This is a genomic window from Microbacterium sp. Au-Mic1, assembly GCF_021341785.1.
Classification (GTDB): domain Bacteria; phylum Actinomycetota; class Actinomycetes; order Actinomycetales; family Microbacteriaceae; genus Microbacterium.
The window spans coordinates 109,332-127,617 of record NZ_JAJTTF010000006.1 but is presented as its reverse complement, the minus strand read 5'-3'; the positions used below and the strand labels follow the sequence as shown (position 1 = coordinate 127,617).

General features: G+C 69.5%; 16 protein-coding genes and 1 tRNA gene. 14 read left to right on the top strand and 3 right to left on the bottom strand.

Annotated features, from left to right (window positions below):
• The first annotated feature begins 21 nt into the window (after positions 1-21).
• Positions 22-3,486 carry a thiol reductant ABC exporter subunit CydD gene (gene cydD / locus LXM50_RS09905; RefSeq protein ID WP_233311152.1) on the top strand — a complete coding sequence of 1,155 codons (3,465 nt, stop codon included), beginning with the start codon at positions 22-24 and terminating at the stop codon, positions 3,484-3,486.
• A 32-nt stretch (positions 3,487-3,518) separates the two neighbouring features.
• On the opposite strand, the gene LXM50_RS09900 is transcribed toward cydD, so the two are convergent.
• A complete protein-coding gene (locus LXM50_RS09900; RefSeq protein ID WP_233311151.1) occupies positions 3,519-3,890 on the bottom strand; it encodes a DUF4406 domain-containing protein in 372 nt (123 codons plus the stop codon).
• A gap of 47 nt (positions 3,891-3,937) precedes the next feature.
• Here LXM50_RS09900 and LXM50_RS09895 point away from each other — a divergent pair, with 47 nt between their 5' ends.
• Positions 3,938-4,693, top strand: a complete 756-nt coding sequence (locus LXM50_RS09895) for a DeoR/GlpR family DNA-binding transcription regulator (protein ID WP_233311150.1) — start codon at positions 3,938-3,940, stop codon at positions 4,691-4,693.
• 27 nt (positions 4,694-4,720) lie between these two features.
• Here the strand turns inward: LXM50_RS09895 and LXM50_RS09890 are convergent, their stop codons facing one another.
• The gene (locus LXM50_RS09890; protein ID WP_233311149.1) at positions 4,721-5,497 is read right to left on the bottom strand and encodes a hypothetical protein; all 777 of its coding nucleotides are present in this window, start codon (positions 5,495-5,497) and stop codon (positions 4,721-4,723) included.
• Between the two features lie 121 nt (positions 5,498-5,618).
• Between LXM50_RS09890 and LXM50_RS09885 the strand changes: the two genes are divergently transcribed.
• The 3 genes from LXM50_RS09885 to LXM50_RS09875 all read left to right on the top strand — a co-directional run bounded on the left by LXM50_RS09885 (position 5,619) and on the right by LXM50_RS09875 (position 7,395).
• The gene (locus tag LXM50_RS09885; protein WP_233311148.1) at positions 5,619-6,671 is read left to right on the top strand and encodes a hypothetical protein; all 1,053 of its coding nucleotides are present in this window, start codon (positions 5,619-5,621) and stop codon (positions 6,669-6,671) included.
• 192 nt (positions 6,672-6,863) lie between these two features.
• A tRNA-Ser gene (locus tag LXM50_RS09880) sits at positions 6,864-6,954 on the top strand.
• A 129-nt stretch (positions 6,955-7,083) separates the two neighbouring features.
• Complete coding sequence (locus LXM50_RS09875; protein WP_233311147.1) at positions 7,084-7,395, top strand: hypothetical protein; 312 nt, start codon at positions 7,084-7,086, stop codon at positions 7,393-7,395.
• Between the two features lie 643 nt (positions 7,396-8,038).
• On the opposite strand, the gene LXM50_RS09870 is transcribed toward LXM50_RS09875, so the two are convergent.
• Entirely contained in the window at positions 8,039-8,731 is a 693-nt protein-coding gene (locus LXM50_RS09870; RefSeq protein WP_233311146.1) for a GntR family transcriptional regulator, read from the bottom strand.
• 162 nt (positions 8,732-8,893) lie between these two features.
• Between LXM50_RS09870 and LXM50_RS09865 the strand changes: the two genes are divergently transcribed.
• The 9 genes from LXM50_RS09865 (at position 8,894) to LXM50_RS09825 (ending at position 18,253) form a co-directional block, all read left to right on the top strand.
• Complete coding sequence (locus tag LXM50_RS09865) at positions 8,894-9,784, top strand: carbohydrate ABC transporter permease (protein ID WP_233311145.1); 891 nt, start codon at positions 8,894-8,896, stop codon at positions 9,782-9,784.
• Positions 9,781-10,710, top strand: a complete 930-nt coding sequence (locus LXM50_RS09860; RefSeq protein WP_233311144.1) for a carbohydrate ABC transporter permease — start codon at positions 9,781-9,783, stop codon at positions 10,708-10,710. The genes LXM50_RS09865 and LXM50_RS09860 overlap by 4 nt, the downstream gene beginning before the upstream one ends.
• 100 nt (positions 10,711-10,810) lie before the next feature.
• Entirely contained in the window at positions 10,811-12,109 is a 1,299-nt protein-coding gene (locus LXM50_RS09855; protein WP_233311143.1) for an extracellular solute-binding protein, read from the top strand.
• 4 nt (positions 12,110-12,113) lie between these two features.
• Entirely contained in the window at positions 12,114-13,316 is a 1,203-nt protein-coding gene (locus LXM50_RS09850) for a mandelate racemase/muconate lactonizing enzyme family protein (RefSeq protein ID WP_233311142.1), read from the top strand.
• 112 nt (positions 13,317-13,428) lie between these two features.
• Positions 13,429-14,214: an SDR family NAD(P)-dependent oxidoreductase gene (locus LXM50_RS09845; protein ID WP_233311141.1), complete on the top strand. Its 786-nt coding sequence runs from the start codon at positions 13,429-13,431 to the stop codon at positions 14,212-14,214.
• 103 nt (positions 14,215-14,317) lie between these two features.
• Positions 14,318-15,661, top strand: coding sequence for an MFS transporter (locus LXM50_RS09840; protein ID WP_233311140.1), 1,344 nt, complete (start codon positions 14,318-14,320; stop codon positions 15,659-15,661).
• Entirely contained in the window at positions 15,661-16,299 is a 639-nt protein-coding gene (locus LXM50_RS09835) for a bifunctional 4-hydroxy-2-oxoglutarate aldolase/2-dehydro-3-deoxy-phosphogluconate aldolase (RefSeq protein WP_233311139.1), read from the top strand. The genes LXM50_RS09840 and LXM50_RS09835 overlap by 1 nt, the downstream gene beginning before the upstream one ends.
• Positions 16,299-17,243: a sugar kinase gene (locus LXM50_RS09830; RefSeq protein WP_308192518.1), complete on the top strand. Its 945-nt coding sequence runs from the start codon at positions 16,299-16,301 to the stop codon at positions 17,241-17,243. Before LXM50_RS09835 ends, LXM50_RS09830 begins: the two co-directional genes overlap by 1 nt.
• Entirely contained in the window at positions 17,240-18,253 is a 1,014-nt protein-coding gene (locus tag LXM50_RS09825) for a beta-propeller fold lactonase family protein (RefSeq protein WP_233311137.1), read from the top strand. Before LXM50_RS09830 ends, LXM50_RS09825 begins: the two co-directional genes overlap by 4 nt.
• Positions 18,254-18,286: the final 33 nt, after the last annotated feature.

Genomic DNA, 18,286 nt, shown 5'->3' with positions numbered 1-18,286 from the left:
GCAGAACCGGTGGGAGAGCCGATGAAGCCGATCGATCCGCGACTGCTGCGGTGGGCGCCCGCCGCGCGCACCTATCTCGCGGTCTCCGCGGGCATCGCCCTGGTGCAGACCGCGGTCACGATCGCCTTCGCGGGCCTGCTGGCGGCGGGCATCACGGACGTGGCCTCCGGCCGCTCGCCGCTCGGTCACGTGCCGTTGCTCGCGCTCGTGGTGCTGGTGCGCGCCGCGCTGCTCTGGGTGTCGGAGGCGTGGGGCGCCCGCGCGGCCGCGCAGGCCGGGCGCGAACTGCGCACGGCCCTGCTCTCGGCGATCTCCCGCCGCGGCCCCGCGTGGCTCGGCTCGCGCAACCGCGCTGCGCTCGCCGTGACGGCGGGGCACGGACTCGACGCGCTGGATCCGTACTTCTCCCGCTACATCCCGCAGCTCGTGCTGACGGCGATCGCGACGCCGATCATCGTCGCCGTGATGTGGTGGCAGGACTGGCCGAGCGGGCTCGCGGCGCTCGTCACGCTGCCGCTCATCCCGCTGTTCCTCATCCTCATCGGTATTGCGACGCGCAGCGTGCAGCGCAAGCAGCTGCAGGTGCTGCACACGCTCGCGGCGCGCTTCGCCGACACCGTGCAGGGCCTCGCCACGCTGCGGGTGTTCGGACGCGAGCGCCGCGCGGCCGCCCGGATGCGCGAGACCGCCGAGCAGTACCGCCGCGAGACCATGCGGGTGCTGCGGTACTCGTTCCTCTCCGGCTTCGCGCTCGAGCTGCTCTCGTCGTTGGCGGTGGCGATCATCGCCGTGTCGGTGGGACTGCGCCTGCTGGGCGGCGAGCTGAGCCTCGGCGTCGGGCTCTTCGTGCTGCTGCTGGCGCCCGAAGCCTTCCTGCCGCTGCGTCAGGTGGGGGTGCAGTTCCACGCCGCGGCCGAGGGCGTCGCCGCGACCGAGGACGTCTTCGAGGTGCTCGAAGCGGATCCCTCCACTGTTCGAAGCGCGCACTTTGCTGCTGATGGGCCCGGAATCCAACCATTCGCGCGCTTCGAAACAGGAGGGGCGGTCCGGCTGGTCGTCGACGGGGTCGCCGTGCGGCATGGAGCTCGCCGGCTGCCCGAGGTGTCGTTCACGGCCGAGCCCGGCACTGTCACTCTCCTAGAGGGACGGAGCGGATCCGGCAAGTCGAGTCTGCTCGCGGCTCTGCGCGGCGCGGTGACGTACGACGGCGCCATCCGCGTCGGGGGTGCGGCGGTGCGTCACGGCGCAGGCGAGGTCGCGGGCGGGGATGCAACGGATCTGGATCCGGCCGCCTGGCTCGCCTGGGCCGGCCAGCGCCCCGGGCTCATCCGCGGCACGATCGCCGCGAACGTCGCGCTCGGCGACCCGGCCCCCGATCTCGCCCGCGTGCGGAGTGCGCTCGCCGCGGCCGCGGCAGAACTGGATCCGGATCAGGTGCTCGGTGTGCAGGGCGCCGGCCTCTCCGGCGGTCAGGCGCAGCGCGTGGCCGTGGCCCGCGCCCTGTACCGGCTCGGATCCGGTGCGCGTGTGCTCGCCCTCGATGAGCCGTCGAGCGCCCTCGACGCCGTGACCGAGCATCGGCTGTGGCACGCGGTGCGCCGCGCGGCGGATGACGGGGCGACGGTGCTGCTGGTCTCGCACCGGGAGTCGGCCCGTGCGATCGCCGACCAGATCGTGCGGATCGGAGACGACCCGGTCGTCGCTCCCGCCGCCGCGGTCTCGATCGATCCGGGAGATGCGACCGTCGCCGGTATGGCAGGTGCCCGCTCGAACTCCGCAGCCGCCTCATCGACGACAGCGGCGTCGGATCCGGATCCGATCCCGGATCTCCCGGACACGGTCGGCGGGATCCTGCGCCTCGCGATGCCCCGGACGCGACGGTTCCTGCCCGCGCTCCTCGCCGGGATCGTCTCGGCGGCGGCCGCGGTCGGCCTGCTGCTGGTGAGCGGATGGCTCATCGTCACCGCGTCGCTCGTCGACAACCTCGTGCCGCTCTCCGTCGCGATCGTCGGCGTGCGCTTCTTCGCCGTCACCCGGGCCGTCACGCGGTATCTCGAGCGCCTCATCGGCCACGATGCCGCGCTCGGCCGCCTCGCGGATCTGCGGGCGGCGGTCGTGCGCCGGCTCACTCCGCTGGCGCCGGCGGGACTGGGGTCCACGGACCGCGGCTCGGTGCTCGCCGCCCTCGTCGACGACGTGGAGAACCTGCAGAATCTGCCTCTGCGCGTGGTGCAGCCGCTGCTGACCGGCGGGGTCGTGGCCCTCGTCTCGATCGCAGTCCTCGCCGTCATCGCTCCCGCCGCAGCCCTTGCGCTCGCGGTCTGCCTGGTGATCGCCGTCATCGGCGCGGTCGTGCTCGGCGGCATCGTCGGCGGCCGGGCCGAGCGCGCCCTCAGTCGCGACCGGGCGGAGCTCGCCGGTGCCCTCGTCGACGAGCTCACCGCCCTCGACGTGCTCCAGGCCTACGGTGCGGAGAGCATCGCCCGCGAGCGGATCGGGGCTGCGGACGACGCGCTGCGGCGCACGGCCACCCGCGCCGCTGTGGCGCAGGCGCTGTCCTCGGCGCTCGTGTCGGTCGCAGCCGGTTTCGCGTCGATCTGGGCGCTCGCCGTCGCGGCGCCGGGGCAGGCCGGAGGCGCCGTCGATGCGCCCTGGTTCGCGGTCGCCGTGCTGCTGCCCATGGCGGTGTTCGACGTGTTCTCGGCCGTGCCGCAGGCCGCCTCGGCGTGGCGCGGCGTCCGCGCCGGTGCGGAGCGGATCCACGCCCTCCTGCCCTCCGCGCTGCCGGCCGAGGTGCGCGGCGACGAGGGCGAGGGATGCATCGAGGACGGCGCGCTGCGCCTCCGCGGCGTGACCGCGTCGTGGCCGGGCGCCCGCACCCCCTCGCTGCGCGACCTCGACCTGGACGTCGCGCCGGGGGAGCGGGTCCTCGTCACCGGATCCAGCGGCGCGGGCAAGACCACGCTCGCCGCCGTCCTCGTCGGGTTCCTGCGCTTCGACGGCTCCTACCGCATCGGCGACAGCGATGCGGGCGGTGCGCCGGGACCCGAGCTGCGTCGCCACGTCGGGCTGTGCGAACAGGATCCGATGCTGTTCGACGAGGACATCCGGCAGAACCTGCTCTTCGCCCGCGAGACCGCGACCGATGACGAGCTGATCGCCGTGCTCGACCGGGTGGGGCTCGGACCCTGGGTGCGGGAGCGAGGCGGGCTCGACGCGCGGGTCGGGGAGCGCGGTGCCCTGGTCTCGGGCGGTCAGGCCCAGCGCATCGCGCTCGCTCGCGCGATCCTGCGCGACTTCCGGGTGCTCGTGCTGGACGAGCCGACGGCGGGGGTGGATCCCGAGGCGTCCGACGCGCTGCTGCGCGATCTGCTGGGCGCGGCCGGATCCCAGACCGTCGTGCTCGTCTCGCACGTGGAACCCCCGGCCGGCACGATCGATCGCACGGTCCGGCTCGACGCGGGGCGGATCCTGCCCGTCGGCTGACGCCGCCCCACGTCCTCACCGTGAGCGTGAGCTCAGGCGGCGATCCCCGGGACCTCGTCGAGACGGCGATAGACCGGGATCCCGCGCCCCTCGGCGATCGCGACGTCCTGGTCTGCTCCGCGGGATTCGCCGGGCAGGCGCAGCACCGCATCGCAGTGCTGCAGCAGCCGCTCCGCGGTCGGGTACATCACCTCGGTGGCGAGCGGGTCGCCGGGGCCGGTCGCGCCGGCGCTGGACAGCACGGGCAGTGCGACCCATTCGCCGATCATCGGGATGTGCCCGGCGCGGAAGATCGGCCATGCCGCCTCCTCGAGCCGGGTGAGGTTCTGCGCCATGAGGGCGGGGTCGCCGCCGGTTCCCGACGCGTAGGGGCCGGCGATGAGGATCATGAGTGGCTTGGTCATGTCGGGTACAATACAGCAGAAACGTGCACAAACATGAAGGAGTCGGAATGCTGGCTGCGGCGCGCAAGGAGATGCTGCTCGAGCGACTGCATCGCGACGGCAGGCTCGTGGCGAAGGACGTCGCCGCCGAACTGGGGCTGTCCGAGGACAGCATCCGTCGGGATCTGCGCGAGCTCGATGCCGCGGGCCTCGCGGTGCGCGTCTACGGCGGCGCGCTTCCGGCATCACCCGCCGTGGTGGACTACGGGCGGCGGGCTGCCGTGGCCCCCGACAGCAAAGCCCGTGTCGCGGCCGCCGCCGCGGCCCTCATCGAGCCGGGGGCGACGGTGATCCTCGACGGGGGCACCACGACCCTGGCGATGGTCGCCGAGATCCCGACCTCGCTGCCGTGCACGATCATCACGCACAGCCCCACGATCGCCGCCGCGCTGCTCGACCATGCCGCCGACGTGTTCCTCATCGGCGGGCAGCTGTTCAAGCATTCGGCGGTGGCATGCGGGGCGGCGGCCGTCGAGGCGGCGCAGCGGATCAGCGCAGACCTCTTCTTCCTCGGCGTCACCGGTGTGCATCCCACGGCCGGGCTGACCACCGGCGATCCGGAGGAGGCGGCGATGAAGCGTGCTCTCGCTTCGCGGGCCGCGGAGACCTATGTGCTCGCGAGCGAGGAGAAGGTCGGCACGGCGTCGCGCTACACCGTGCTGGCGCTGGACGAGGTGGTCGGCGTCGTCACAGACGCGGATCCGGCTGATCCGACCCTCCGGGAGCTCGAGGCGTCTGGGATCCGCCTCGTCGCGGCCGGCTGACCCGACCGCAGGACCTCCCCGGCGCGATCAGGGCCAGAGCGGCTCGGTGGGCTCCAGCACCTCGCCCAGCGCCTCGAACGCCCGGCGGCGCTCCTCGATACGGCGATGCAGCTCGTGCTGTGCGGCGTCGACGACGGCCGGATCCAGCGGCACCGACGTCACGTCGGAGTGCGCGTGCCCGGCGGCGAGGTGCGCGTCGAGCTCAGGGCCCGAGGTCCATGACGTGATGAGCGCATACCGCGGCGAGGTGCCACGATGCCAGACGGCGTGCCAGAAGCGCTGGGTGTCGACCACGATCCGAGAGCCCGCCGGCAGTGGAAGGCGCATCTCCGTGGCCGGGTCGAACCGATCCTCGCGGAGGATCAGCAGCGAGTCCGGGTCGTCGGTGAGATTGTAGAACCCGCGCACCACCCAGCCGGTGCCATCGGGGTTGAGGCGGTTGTTGTCGTCCTGATGCAGGTTGTAGATCGCGTCGGCGTAACTGTTCGGCTGCAGCTCGACCACGCGGCAGCGCCCGATGTTCGCGCCGGCCTCCTGCGCGCGCCGCACCAGCGTCGGCGCGAGCGCGGTCTGCGCCGTCACCCAGACGCCGTCCTTGTCGGTGCGCGGCGGGGTGTGGTTCCAGAAGCCGTTGCAGTCCGCCTCGCCGGAGTAGCTCGTGAGCGGCGCGAACCGGGTGACGCCGGAGGAGCGCCACGGCACGTATGCGAGGTCGAGCCATTCGGCGGGATCGGCCGCCTGGTCATGCGGATCCAGCACCGCGAATCCGGTCTTCTCGAGCGCGGGCGAGTGGATGTGCGACATGACGGCGTCCTCCGATCCGGGTTCCGGGGTCTTCTTAGGGCATCCTAACTCTCGCCGTGCGGCCGTGTGCGGAGCGCAACCGTGCAAAACCGACAGCGATGACCGCCCTACGCTTTCAGTCATGACGAACCCTCGCGGAGCGCTGCTGGTCGGCAGCGTCAACTACGACGATGCCGAGACCACGATGCGCACGGCGGCCGAGATCCTCGGGCCGCGGTTGCGCCGCATCCCGGACGGTGAGGTCGGCACCCGGTTCCACTGGATCATGTTCCAGCCCGACGTGCTGGGTCAGGCGGAGGGGATCGAACGCGTGGGCGCCGAACGGATCCCCTTCGGGGCGGGGCTCGACGCCCGGCCGCTGCGGATCGGCGACGGTGTCGACGCGGCCGGGATCGCGCTGCCGCCACTCGGCTATGCAGCTGCGGCGCTCGCCTCCTATGAAGTCTTCCGTCGCCTGCGCGAGGAGGGGGCGATCGCCGACGGCATCCGCTTCCAGGTGTCCCTGCCCACACCGCTCGCCGTCATCTCCTCGTTCTTCGCCGGCGAGGACCGGGCGGCGATCGAGCCCGTCTACACGGCGGCGATCCTGCGGGAGCTCGCGGACATCCTCGCCGCGATCCCGCACGGCGACCTCGCGATCCAGTGGGATGTGGCCAGCGAGATGGGCATCATCGAACGCGCGGCCGGATACGGGAAGGTCATGGAGGCGTGGTGGGCAGGCGACCCGTTCGACGGGCTCGTGGCGCGGCTGTCGGCGCTCATCGACGCGGTGCCGGCGGACGTCGAGGCCGGCGTGCACCTCTGTTACGGCGATGCTGCCGAGAAGCACTTCTTCGAGCCCGCCGACGCGGCGAACCTGGTCCGCTACGCGAACGCCGTCGCGGGGGCCGCCGCCCGCCCGCTCACCTGGTTGCACCTGCCGGTGCCGATCGAGCACGACGACGACGCCTACTTCGCTCCGCTCGACGCGCTCGCCGTGGGCGAGGGCACCGAGCTGTACCTCGGTCTCGTGCACCGCGAGGACGGTGCCGAAGGCGCCAGGCGCCGCATCGCAGCGGCCGCCGCGCACGCCGCCTCGTTCGGCGTCGCGACCGAGTGCGGCATCGGGCGCGCCCCGGCCGGATCCACCGAGGACATTCTGCGCACGCACGCCGAGGTCGCCGCAGCCTGGTGATCCGATGCGGCGCGCACCAGCGCGACCGGGTCGACGACACGCGATCTCGTCGGGTGCACGGCATCTCATCGAGCGCACGGGAATTCTGCGTCGATGAGCCGTGCGCTCGGCGGGATCCGGTGCGTTCGACGACGCGCCCGGCCGGATCCCCTCGATTCGCGCTCGATCCCGCCGTCGCGTATGCTTTTCCGCGGTGACGTGTCCGAGCGGCCGAAGGTGCAACTCTCGAAAAGTTGTGTAGGGTAACCCCCTACCGTGGGTTCAAATCCCACCGTCACCGCCATGAAAACCCCCGAGAAATCGGGGGTTTTCGCGTATCCGCGCGGCTCGTGGTGCATTCGTGGTGCACCTTCCAGGGATGTTGACTCCCCCGCCCAAGGCACGGGTGCATCGGCGGAGATAGGATCGCACGGTGAGAGAAGCTCATTCCGAACGGTTGCTGTCAGCCGATGCAGACTTCGCGGTCGCGCGACAGCACCGAGCTTCGGCGGAATCTGCGGTGGAGGCTGCGGAGGCCATCATCGAGGATTGGCTGACTGGCGGGGGTGCAGTGCCGGACGAAGCGCTCTTGGCGCTTAAGACCGCAAGGCGTGAGTACAAGGAGCTGAATAGGATCTGCCTTCGGCACGCGGCAAAGCAGGTCGACGACGCTGAGAAGGCCAGCGGACGAACATCAGACCTCGAATCGGCCGTCATCGTTTACGACGTCCGGAACCCGATCTGATCCGAGCCTGTCGCAGCGAAGCCGTGAACCTCAACGGACCGCTTCTGACCGTCGCTGGACCATGCCAGAATCACAGCTGTTGGGAGCCACGAGCGCTGCCGACAACGTGATGGGTAGCGGGCACATGGCGCGTGCGCGCTCATCGGCAGCCAGAGGAGGGACTGGCGTGACCGGTGATCAAGCACTGCCGAAGTGGCGGCCACTCTGGGAGCGCGGACGCTGGTGGCGCGCGGCGCTCCTCGCTGCGGCGTATCTCGTGTTGTACGAGGGGCGGCGATGCTTGTCCCCAATTGCCGTGAACTGTGCCCCGACAGGATCGACTGATGATCCCGGGCATGCGGAACGTCTTCTGCGGGCGGAGGCCGGCTACGAGACGGATAGGCAATGTCGGGAGGTCGCGGCGCAGTTGGCGCCGTCGCACCGTCGAGGCGCATTCGCCGACGGGGGCTGAGCTGCTAAAGGAGGCTGGTGGGATCATCAATGGCGGCGAAGCGGGAGCTCAAGGCGTTGAACCGGATCTGCCTTCACCATGCATCGAAGAAGATCGACATGCACGTCCGCATGGCAACGGGTGGAAGGGTTGCGAGTCGGCGACAAGCCGGACGGCGTCACGAACCTGATCTCAACGAAGCGGGTGTGGGTTTCAGTGCTGGGCGTTCCCCTTCTCTTCGAGGATTCCCTCCACGCCTTCGAGGCGTCCCTGCGTATGGACGTGTGCGCGCATCGTCTCGATCGCGCGAGCGCGATCGCCTGATTTGATTGCCTCGATGATCTGGTCGTGTTCGATGACGGCGTGCTCCCAATTGGCTGCCAGTGCGGGGACGATGGCGCGATATCGGCGGACTTTCGTCAGCAGCTCGCTCACGACTTCGGCTACCGTGCTGTATCCGCTGGCTCGTGCGATGGAGAGGTGGAACTCGGCGTTGAGGTCGCTGAGCTCAACGACGTCCGCGCGACGCAGACGTCGTTTCATCGTCTCGTTGATTTCGCGCAGCGCATCGACCGCAGCGCCGTCGAGACCGTCCACGGCGAGCTCCATACCGAGGGTCTCGACCCTCTCGCGGAGATGGTAGATGCCGCGCAGTTCATGGAACGGCAGCGGCGCGACGCGCGGGCCCGTATGCGGGGTCGTCACGACGAGGCCGGCGCCCTCGAGGCTGGACAATGCCTCGCGCAGCGGGATCTTGCTCACCCCGAGCTGACGTGCGATCTCGTCGAGGACCAGTCGGTCGCCGGGCTGAAGCTCCCCATCGACGATCGCATCGGCCAAGCGCTTGCGGATCTGTGAGGCCTTCGTGTCGACCACGAGCGGCCGCCCCGCGAATCCCGTTGCCATGTTGGCTCCCCTCGACGCCCGGACTCGTGCGGTCCGAAGTTGCGACGTGATCGATTCTGCCAGTATTTGACAGTATTCGCATTTCGTATATCGTAGTTCACATACCGAGGCCGGAACCCACCCGAAGGGATCCTGGCCTGCCATGACCGTCAAGGAGGACTTGTGGCAATCACCGCTGCGCCACATCGCCGCCGCCCCCGCTCGTTGTTTCCGCTGCTGCTGATCGCTCCGGCGGCGACGCTGCTCGTGGCGATCCTGATCTATCCCTTGCTCGCCGCGCTGGGCGACGCGTTCTTCAACAGCAATCTGCTCTACCCGGACAAGACCTTCGTCGGCCTGAAGAACATCGTCGACGCCGTGACCAGCGAGTTCCTGCCGCTGGCGATCACGACGCTGACGTTCGCGATCCCGGCGACGCTGCTGCCGTTCCTGATCGGGCTCGTGGCGGCGCTCGGGCTCAATCAGCGGATGCGTGGCCGTGCGGCACTCCGCAGCGCACTGCTGTTCCCTTGGGTGCTCCCAGGTGTCGTGGTTAGCTTCCTCTGGCTGTGGATCTTCGACGCGAACTACGGCGTCCTGAACGGCGTGCTGCGCAGCGCCGGCGCGATCGATCACAACATCGCCTGGTTGCAGTCCGGGCCGGGTGCGATGACGGCGATCATCGTGGCGCGCACCTGGGCGACGTTCCCCTGGATGATGGTGATGCTGCTCGCGTCTCTGCAGTCGTTCCCGGCCGATGTCTACGAGGCGGCGCGTATGGACGGCGCGAACTCGTGGCAGCGGTTCCGCTACGTCACCGCTCCGGGGCTCGCGCCGGTCGCGACCGTCGTGGTGCTCCTGGAGTTCATCTGGAACTTCCAGCAGTTCGACCTGCCGTACGTGCTCACGCAGGGTGGCCCGGCCGGCGCGACCACGACCTTCTCGCTGGCCGTGTACGAGACCGCGTTCAAGGGCTTCGACCTCGGCATGGCCGGCGCACTGGGCGTGCTCTGGATGGTCCTTCTGCTGCCAGTCGTCATCCTCTACCTGCGCGGAATGGAGCGCGAATCATGACCATTGTCTCCGAAGCGCAGGACGGTGCCAGCGTCACCGAACTGCTCATCACCCGTGATGCGAAGGGGCGCGGACGACGCCGTCGTGCATCCTCCGTCAGCGAGACCCGCCCTGTCGCCTGGGGCCGTCGCATCTCGCTGCTGCTGATCTCGCTGTTCGCCCTGGCTCCGATCTACTGGATGCTGCTGACCAGCATGCGCAGCGGCGCCGACGTGTTCACGTTCCCCCCGAAGCTGTTCCCGACTGGGTTCGACTTCAGTGCATATGTGCGGGTGTTCGCGAACGGTCAGGTCGTGCATTTCCTGTTGAACAGCATCCTCGTGGCGTCCGTGACGGCCGTGGGCAGCGTGTTCATCGGCATGTACTGCGCCTACTCGTTCTCGAAATTCCGCTACCGCGGACGGCGATCGTTCATGTTCCTGCTGCTGGTGTCGCAGCTGTTCCCGCAGATCCTGCTTCTGATCACCATCTACGGCATCTTCAGCGCACTGGGTCTGCTGGACAGCTACCTCGCCCTGATCATCTCGTTCACGACCTTCACCCTGCCGCTGTGCGTGTGGATGATGAAGGGCATCTTCGACAACCTGCCCGATGAGATCATCGAGGCGGCGAAGGTCGACGGCGCGAGCCAGGGCGTGATCATCCACAGGATCCTGATGCCGCTGGTGACTCCCGGCATGATCGCCGCCGGGCTGTTCGCCTTCATCCGCGGCTGGAACGACTTTGCCTTCGCCCTGACGCTCTCGGGCGATGCCACCCGCACCCTTCCCCCGGGCCTGGTGAACACCTATCTCAGCGAGTTCAGCGACCGCTGGCCGGAGCTCATGGCGGCGTCTCTGGTCGCGTCACTCCCCGTGATCATCGTCTTCCTCCTGCTGCAGCGCTATTTCGTCGCCGGACTGAGCTCCGGTGCCGTGAAGGGCTGACCCCCAAAGACATCCCCCGAATCCCAAATCCCGAGTCAAGTACACCCATAAGGTTCGAACCCTCTTCGCCAACCCGCAACACCCCCGAAAGGACGCACCAATGTCTGCAGTTCAGCGCCGAACCGGCAAGCGCACCGCGCTAGCCGCCGTCGGCCTCGGTCTCGTCGCCGCCCTCGCTCTGACAGCCTGTTCCGGATCCTCCTCCTCCGCCGCACCCAAGCCCGCCGCCTCGGTGAAGTACGAGAACTTCACGTTCACGAGCTGGAACTACGGCGAGGACGCGCAGAAGGCCCTCATCCAGAGCGAGGTGGCCGGCTTCACCGACAAGCACGGTGTCAAGGCCGACCTCGCGTCGTACCCGTTCGCGGAGTATCGCAATCAGATCCTGCTGCGCTCGCGCGACGGTTCCACGACGGGCGCCGCGCAGCTCGACATCGCCGACGTCCAGTCGCTCGCCAAGCTCGGCGTGCTCGCCGACCTCACCGAGTACGCGAAGGGCACGGGATACACCCCGGCCGCCCTGAAGACCGGCCAGGTCGACGGCAAGCAGCTCGGTCTGCCGTGGTACACCGGCTCCATCGGGATGGTCTCCAATAAGGATCTGCTCGCCAAAGCCGGCATCTCGGCGGCGCCGACCACGACGGAGGAGTTCGAGGCCGACCTGGTCAAGATCAAGGCGCTCGGCGCCGACATCGTGCCGTACGCCCTCGCCACGAAGCCGGAGACCATCAAGGACTTCATCCCGTGGTTCAAGACCTTCGGATCGAAGATCGTTGACGGCGACAAGATCTCCGTCAATGACGCCGGCGCCGTCAAGGCGCTCGAGTGGCTGACGAAGCTCAAGAACGAGGGGTTGATCACCCTAGGGCTCGGTCGCCCGGAGGCGCGCACCCTGTACGCACAGGGCAAGACTGCGTTCTTCGATGACGCGAACCAGGTACGCGGCACGATCAAGTCGCAGGCAGCTGACCCGTCCCTTCTCGACAGCACGGTGCCCGTCGCGCGCCCGGTCGTGAAGAAGGGGGACGCCCCGCAGTCCCTGACCTGGGGCGGCCTGATCGTGGTCTTCAAGAAGGGCCCGACCCAGACCGCTGCCGAGTTCGCGAAGTACTACACCTCGACGCCCGCGGTCGGCATCAACCGCTACCAGAAGATCGGCTCCGTACCGACGACCGTGGCTGCGCAAAGCGACACGTCGATCACCTCGGATGCCTATGCGTCGACCTGGCAGAAGGCGATCACGAACACGGCGTCCCCCGACCCGCTGTGGAAGTTCGCGAACTACTCGCAGATGGAGGCCAAGCTCGCCGAGCAGATCCAGGCCGCGCTGACCGGCCAGAAGTCCGCCAAGGACGCGCTGGACGCGGCTCAGGCGGACATGCAGAAGCTGGCGAACTGACATCATGAGCACCCTCGACACCCTCCAGACCTCCTCGGCGTCCCTCGGCGCGCCACTGCGGATCCAGTCCATCGAAGCCATTCCGGTGATCGCGCCCTTCTCGCGCCTCTACCCCGACGGCGACGTGCCCGGCTGGCTCCTGCAGCCGGCGGCGAGCCACCGGACGCTGCAGCGGAAAGGTCAGTACTCGACGCTGATCCGGATCCGCACCGAGGACGGGCTGGAGGGCGTCGGGGAATGCTACGGGCTTCCCGCGCCCAAGGTCACCGCGCAAGTCGTGCGCGACATCATCGAACCGCTGCTGATCGGAGAGGACGCCAACGCCATCGACCGCCTGTGGTCGCGCGTGTTCACCTCGATGAGCGGCGGCGGCCAGGTGCGCGGCTACTACCTCGAGGCGATGAGCGGCGTGGACATCGCGCTGTGGGACCTGAAGGGCAAGGCGTACGGCGTGCCGGTGCACAGTCTCCTCGGCGGTCCGCACCGCGACCGCGTCGCGGTGTACGCCAGCCCCATCCCGATGCTGGAGACGCCCGCGGAGTCTGCCACATACGCTCTCGGCTTCGTCGAGCAGGGTTTCGACGCGATCAAGCTCAAGCTCGGTCGCGGGCGTCGCGTCGACCTCGCCCACGCGGCGGCCGTGCGCGAGGCGATCGGCGACGAACGCCAGCTGCTCGTCGACCTGAATTGCGCCTACACGGCCGATGTCGCCGTCGGCGTGGTCGCCGGCCTCGTCGATCTCGGCATCACCTGGATCGAGGAGCCGTGCGCGGTCGACGATGTCGCCGGTTACCGCCGGATCCGCGATTCGGCGCCCGTGTCGCTCGTCAACGGCGAGACGCTGTTCACCCGGTGGGATCAGCGCGACTTCCTGGTGCAGGGCGCGGTCGACGTCGTGATGCCGAACCTCGCCCGCGCGGGCGGAATCACCGAGTCGCGCAAGCTTGCGGCGCTCTGCGAGACGTTCCACGTCGACATCGCCCCGCACGGGGTCGGATCCGCGGTCGGCCTCGCGGCTGCGCTGCACCTGTCGGCGGCGATCCCGAACTTCCGGATCTACGAGTACAACCGGCTTCCCAACCCGCTGCGCGACGAACTGACGGTGGAGCCGTTCGACTTCGCCGCCAGCACGCTCGCCGTCCCGACCGGCCCCGGTCTCGGCATCGAACTGGACTGGGATCGCGTGGACCAGTTCCGCGCAGAATAGACCCCCGGGGCGGATGTAGTCCCCAATGCATCTGCCCCGGGTCCATCGTCCGCACCTCGGGCGTCATCGCGATGCGAGAGCCAGGACGTCCACTGCAGAGAGAGGCACGTGCATGAAGGATCCTCGGCCCATCGCCGTCGTGGTCGGCGGAGGCGGCGCGATCGGCGGCGCCATCGCGGCGCAGCTCGCGGGGGAGTACCGGCTCGCGCTGATCGGTCGGGACGCCGGACGCCTCGCGGAAGGCGCGGAGGGCTTCCCAGAGCCGCCTCAGCTGCTGGCGCTGGACGCCACGGACGGCGCCGCCGTCGACGCAGCGTTCGCGCAGATCGAGGCGGCCGGCCCCATCGCCGCCTTGGTGATCGCGGTCGGGACGACCGGCGGCGGATCCCTGCATGAGATCGGCACCGATGAGTGGCGAACCGTCGTCGACTCGAATCTCACCACAGTGTTCGAGACGCTCCGGGCCGGGGTCTCCGCCATGATCCGCACGGGCGGCGGCGCGATCGTCGTGATCGGATCCGTCCATGGGGACGATCCGCAGCCTGGATTCCCCGCCTACGCAGCGGCCAAGGCCGGCGTGCACGCGCTCGCGAAACAGGCGGCCGCTGAATACGGGCATCTCGGCATCCGTATCAATCTCGTGACGCCGGGCTGGACCCGGGCGCCGCACACCGCGGGCCGGCTGGATCCGCGCGACGAGGAGCTGCTCCTCGACGTCACTCCGCTGCGCGAACTGGTCGAGCCGACCGATATCGCCGAGGCCGTGACCTGGCTGCTCGGCCCGGCCTCACGCCGTGTCTCCGGCGCCGAGATCGTCGTGGACGGCGGATCCCGCCTGCTCGGATCGGCGACGGTGCTGCGCGGCCAGTACCGTCGCCGCCTCGGCCTGGAGCGGTGAAGAGCGTCGGCGAGGGGCGGATGCGCCATTCGACAGTTGTGCACCGCCGACGGAACGTCCGTCGGATCCGACAATCCAATATGAAGCCCATGGAGGCACCCGCATGTCCCGCATCTCGACGATGAATCCCTCCCCGTCGCGCGCACATCGGCGCACGATGATCGCCAGCACCGTCGGCACGGTCATGGAGTGGTACGACTTCAACCTGTACGGGCTGGCGTCGGCTCTCATCTTCGGACCACTGATCTTCGGTACGGCATCGGTGGGCGGCGTTCTCGCGTCGTTCGCGACGTTCGCCGTCGGATTCGCCGCGCGTCCGATCGGCGGAATCATCCTCGGCAATCTCGGCGACAGGATAGGTCGCAAGAAGGTGCTCATCATCACGATGTTCGGCATGGGCATCAGCACCGCGTTGCTCGGCCTGCTCCCGACCTATGCGGCGATCGGCGTCGCGGCGCCCATCCTGCTCATCGTGCTGCGGATCCTGCAGGGCTTCGCCGTCGGCGGCGAGTTCGCCGGGGCGACGCTGCTCACCGTCGAGAACGCCCCCGCCGGCAAGCGCGGCCTGTTCGGCGCCGTGCCGGCCATGGGAACCGGTGCAGGCTTCGTCCTCGCGAGCGTCGTGTTCGCGTCCGTCTCGCTGCTCCCCGAGGCGGCGTTCCTGAGCTGGGGATGGCGTGTTCCGTTCCTCATCAGCATCGGTCTCGTCTTCTTCGGGATCTGGCTGCGCCGGGGTGTGGACGAGACGCCCGTGTTCGCGCAGCTGGAGGCCGCCGGCGCGCGCAAGCGCGCCCCCATCATCGCCGTCCTGAAGGATCAGCCCGGAGCCGTGCTCCGCACGATGGGCATCACCATCTCGGGCTTCGTCTTCGGGTACATGGTGCAGGCGTTCTCGCTGAACTACGGTGTGCAGACGATCGGGATCGATAGGTCCGTGATGCTGTGGGCGATCGCCCTGGCATCGGCGCTCGAGATCGCCGCGATCCCCTTCTGGGGATGGCTCTCCGACAAGATCGGCCGTCGTCGGATGGTGGCGATCGGCCTGCTGTTCACCATGGCGTACATCTTCCCGTTCTTCTGGCTGCTGCAGACCGGGCAGCCCGGATATGTGTTCCTCGCCATGATCATCGCCCTGCCGATCGCCAAGGACATGGTCTTCGGGCCCCAGGCGGCGCTGGTCGCGGAGCTCTTCGACGCCCGCGTGCGCTACAGCGGTGTGAGCGTGGGGCGCGAGGTCGGTGGCGCGATCTTCGGCGGCACCGCGCCGTTCATCGCGACCGCGATCCTCGCCGCTTCGGGCGGCATCGCCGGTATCGCGATCTACGTCATGCTCGGCTGCGTCCTGACGCTGGTCTCCGTGTTCGCCGGGCGCGAGACTTCGACGATGACGCTGGACGAGGAACTGACCGCCGGACGAGTGTCCGCGGCCGACGAAGGGCCTGAGTGATGACGAGTGTGCTCCCGGTGCTGAAGAAGGAGCGGATCGTCGCGATCCTGCGGGCACGCAGCGCGCACCGCCTGGACGCGGTGATCGACGTCCTGGTGGAATCCGGAATCGGCGCTCTCGAGGTGACGCTGCCCACGCCCGGATCCCTGGTGGCCATCCGCGCTGCGGTGGCACGCCATTCCGGCGTCGTCGTCGGGGCCGGCACCGTGCTCACCACCGAGGACGTCGAGCGAGCGGCGGATGCGGGGGCGCGTTTCATCGTCACCCCGAACACGGATCCCGCGGTGATCGCGCGCGCCAGGGCGCTCGGGCTGGAGTCGTTCCCCGGTGCGATGACCGTCACCGAGATCCTGACCGCGTACCGGGCCGGTGCGGCGGCGGTGAAGGTGTTCCCCGCCCGCGCGGTCGGAGCGGAGTTCTTCCGCGACGTCGCGGCGCCGCTTCCGGACATCCCGCTCGTCGCGGTCGGGGGAGTGGCGCTCGCCGACATCCCCGCGTATCTCGCCGCGGGCGCGCTCGGGGTCGGGCTCGGTGGACCGTTGATCGGCGATGCGCTGGAGGACGGCATGTTGGACGGATTGCGTGAGCGGGCTGCGGCGGCGCGAGCCGCCGCGGGCGTCGGTCAGGGGGAGCGCTGATGGGGATCCTTCTTACGGCCGGAGAGGCGTTGCTCACTGTCGGTGCGCAGCGGATCGGCCCGCTGATGGCCGGCGGCTCAGCCATTCTCGGCGTCGCCGGATCCGAGGCGACGGTGGCGATCGGCGTGGCTCGTCTCGGTCATCAGGCGCGCTGGCTGACACGGCTCGGCGACGACGAGGCAGGGGACGCGATCCTCCGCCACCTTCAGGGCGAAGGTGTCCACCTGCTCACCGCGCGCGACCCCTCGCGGCCGACCGGTCTGCTCCTGAAGAACCGTCGCATCGCCGGGTCGAGCGCGGTGCATTATTACCGTGCCGGATCGGCAGCGACGGCGCTCACAATGGACGACGTCGAGCGCGCCGCGCTCGCGGACGTGGACATCCTGCACATTTCCGGTATCACGGCGGCGCTCAGCCCGACTGCGCGGGAGTTCGCGTTGGAGGTCACGGCGGAGGCCCGCCGCGCAGGTGTGCGTGTCAGCTTCGATCTCAATCATCGACGGCGGCTGTGGAGCGACGACGAAGCGGCGCCGGTGCTGCGTGAACTCGCCGCGCGGGCCGACATCGTCTTCGCCAGTGACGACGAGGCGCGTCTCGTCGTCGAGGACGCGTCGGCGAGCGAGCCAGAACTGGCGCAACGACTTCGTGCTCTCGGTCCCGGGATCGCCGTGATCACCGCGGGCAAGCAGGGCGCTTGGTATCACGACGGCACGGCCGGGCGCCAAGCGGCGCTCACCGTCGATGAGGTGGACCCGTTCGGCGCCGGCGACGCGTTCGTCGCCGGATTCCTCTCCGGCGTCCTGGAAGGGCTCGCCACCGCCCAGTGCGCGGCACGCGCCGCTCAAGTTGCGGCGATCGGCGTCGCGACCGAGGGCGACGCGGAAGGCCTCCCCTCCCGCCGCGAGCTGGCGACGTTGCTGTCGGGCGTGTCGATCAGCAGATGAGTGCCGTCAGTCTCGCGCTCGGCAGCTACACGCCCGCGACCGGCGGCCGCGGCCGCGGACTCGCCCTTGTCCGTTGGGATGGGGCGCGCCTCTCGAAGCTCTCGGAACTCGATGCGAACTCGCCGTCGTTCCTGACCTGGGGCGCCGACGGGCGGATCCTCTACGCCGTGGAGGAGACTTCGGTCGGGCGGATCCTCGCCGTGTCTGCGGCCCGCGACCGCCTGGCGCCGTTGAATGCGCTCACGATCGACAGTGCACGGCCCTGCCAGCTCGCCCTGCACCCGTCAGGGCGCTTGCTGACCGCATCCTGCTACGGAGGCGGAGCGTTCGTGACCACCGTGATCGGCGACGACGGCGCGCTGGAAAGGCGGGGAACGGGCGTGCAGCACGCTGGTCGCGGCCCGCATCCCACCCGGCAGGACCGCGCGCATCCGCACGCGGTGGTGTTCACCCCCGACGGCGCCCGTGCCCTCCTCCTGGACCTGGGCACCGACACGATCTCCCTGCACACGGTGACCTCGGAGGGGATCCGCCCCGAGCCGATCGTCGTCGCTCGCAGCGAATCCGGATCGGGCCCGCGCCACGCGCTCTGGATCGACGACGGCGTGCTCGCTGTGGTCGAGGAGATCACGGCCACCGTCACCCTGTTCCGGATCACCGAGACCGACATCACCCGGCTCGGCCCTGCTGTGGCGACGACTGCGGATGCGGATCCCGGAGCGTGGCCCTCCGAGATCGCAGCGAACGGCGGCGTGATCGCCGTGGCGAACCGAACGCCAGGCAGCATCGTCGAGCTCACCCCGCAGGAGGGCGCCTTGCGCGTAGAGCGCGAAATCCCACTGCCGCCGGGCGCCAATCCGCGCCACTTCACCGTGCTTCCCGACAGGAACTACATCCTCGCCCTCCAGGACGCCGACCAGGTCGTTGTCATGGATCGTGACGGCAGGATCCTCTCGTCGCTGCCTCTCGGCTCGCCATCCTGCGTGGCGATCAGGCCTGAGGGCCGATGAGCCGGAGTGGGTGGGAAGCTCCTTGCGTCGTAT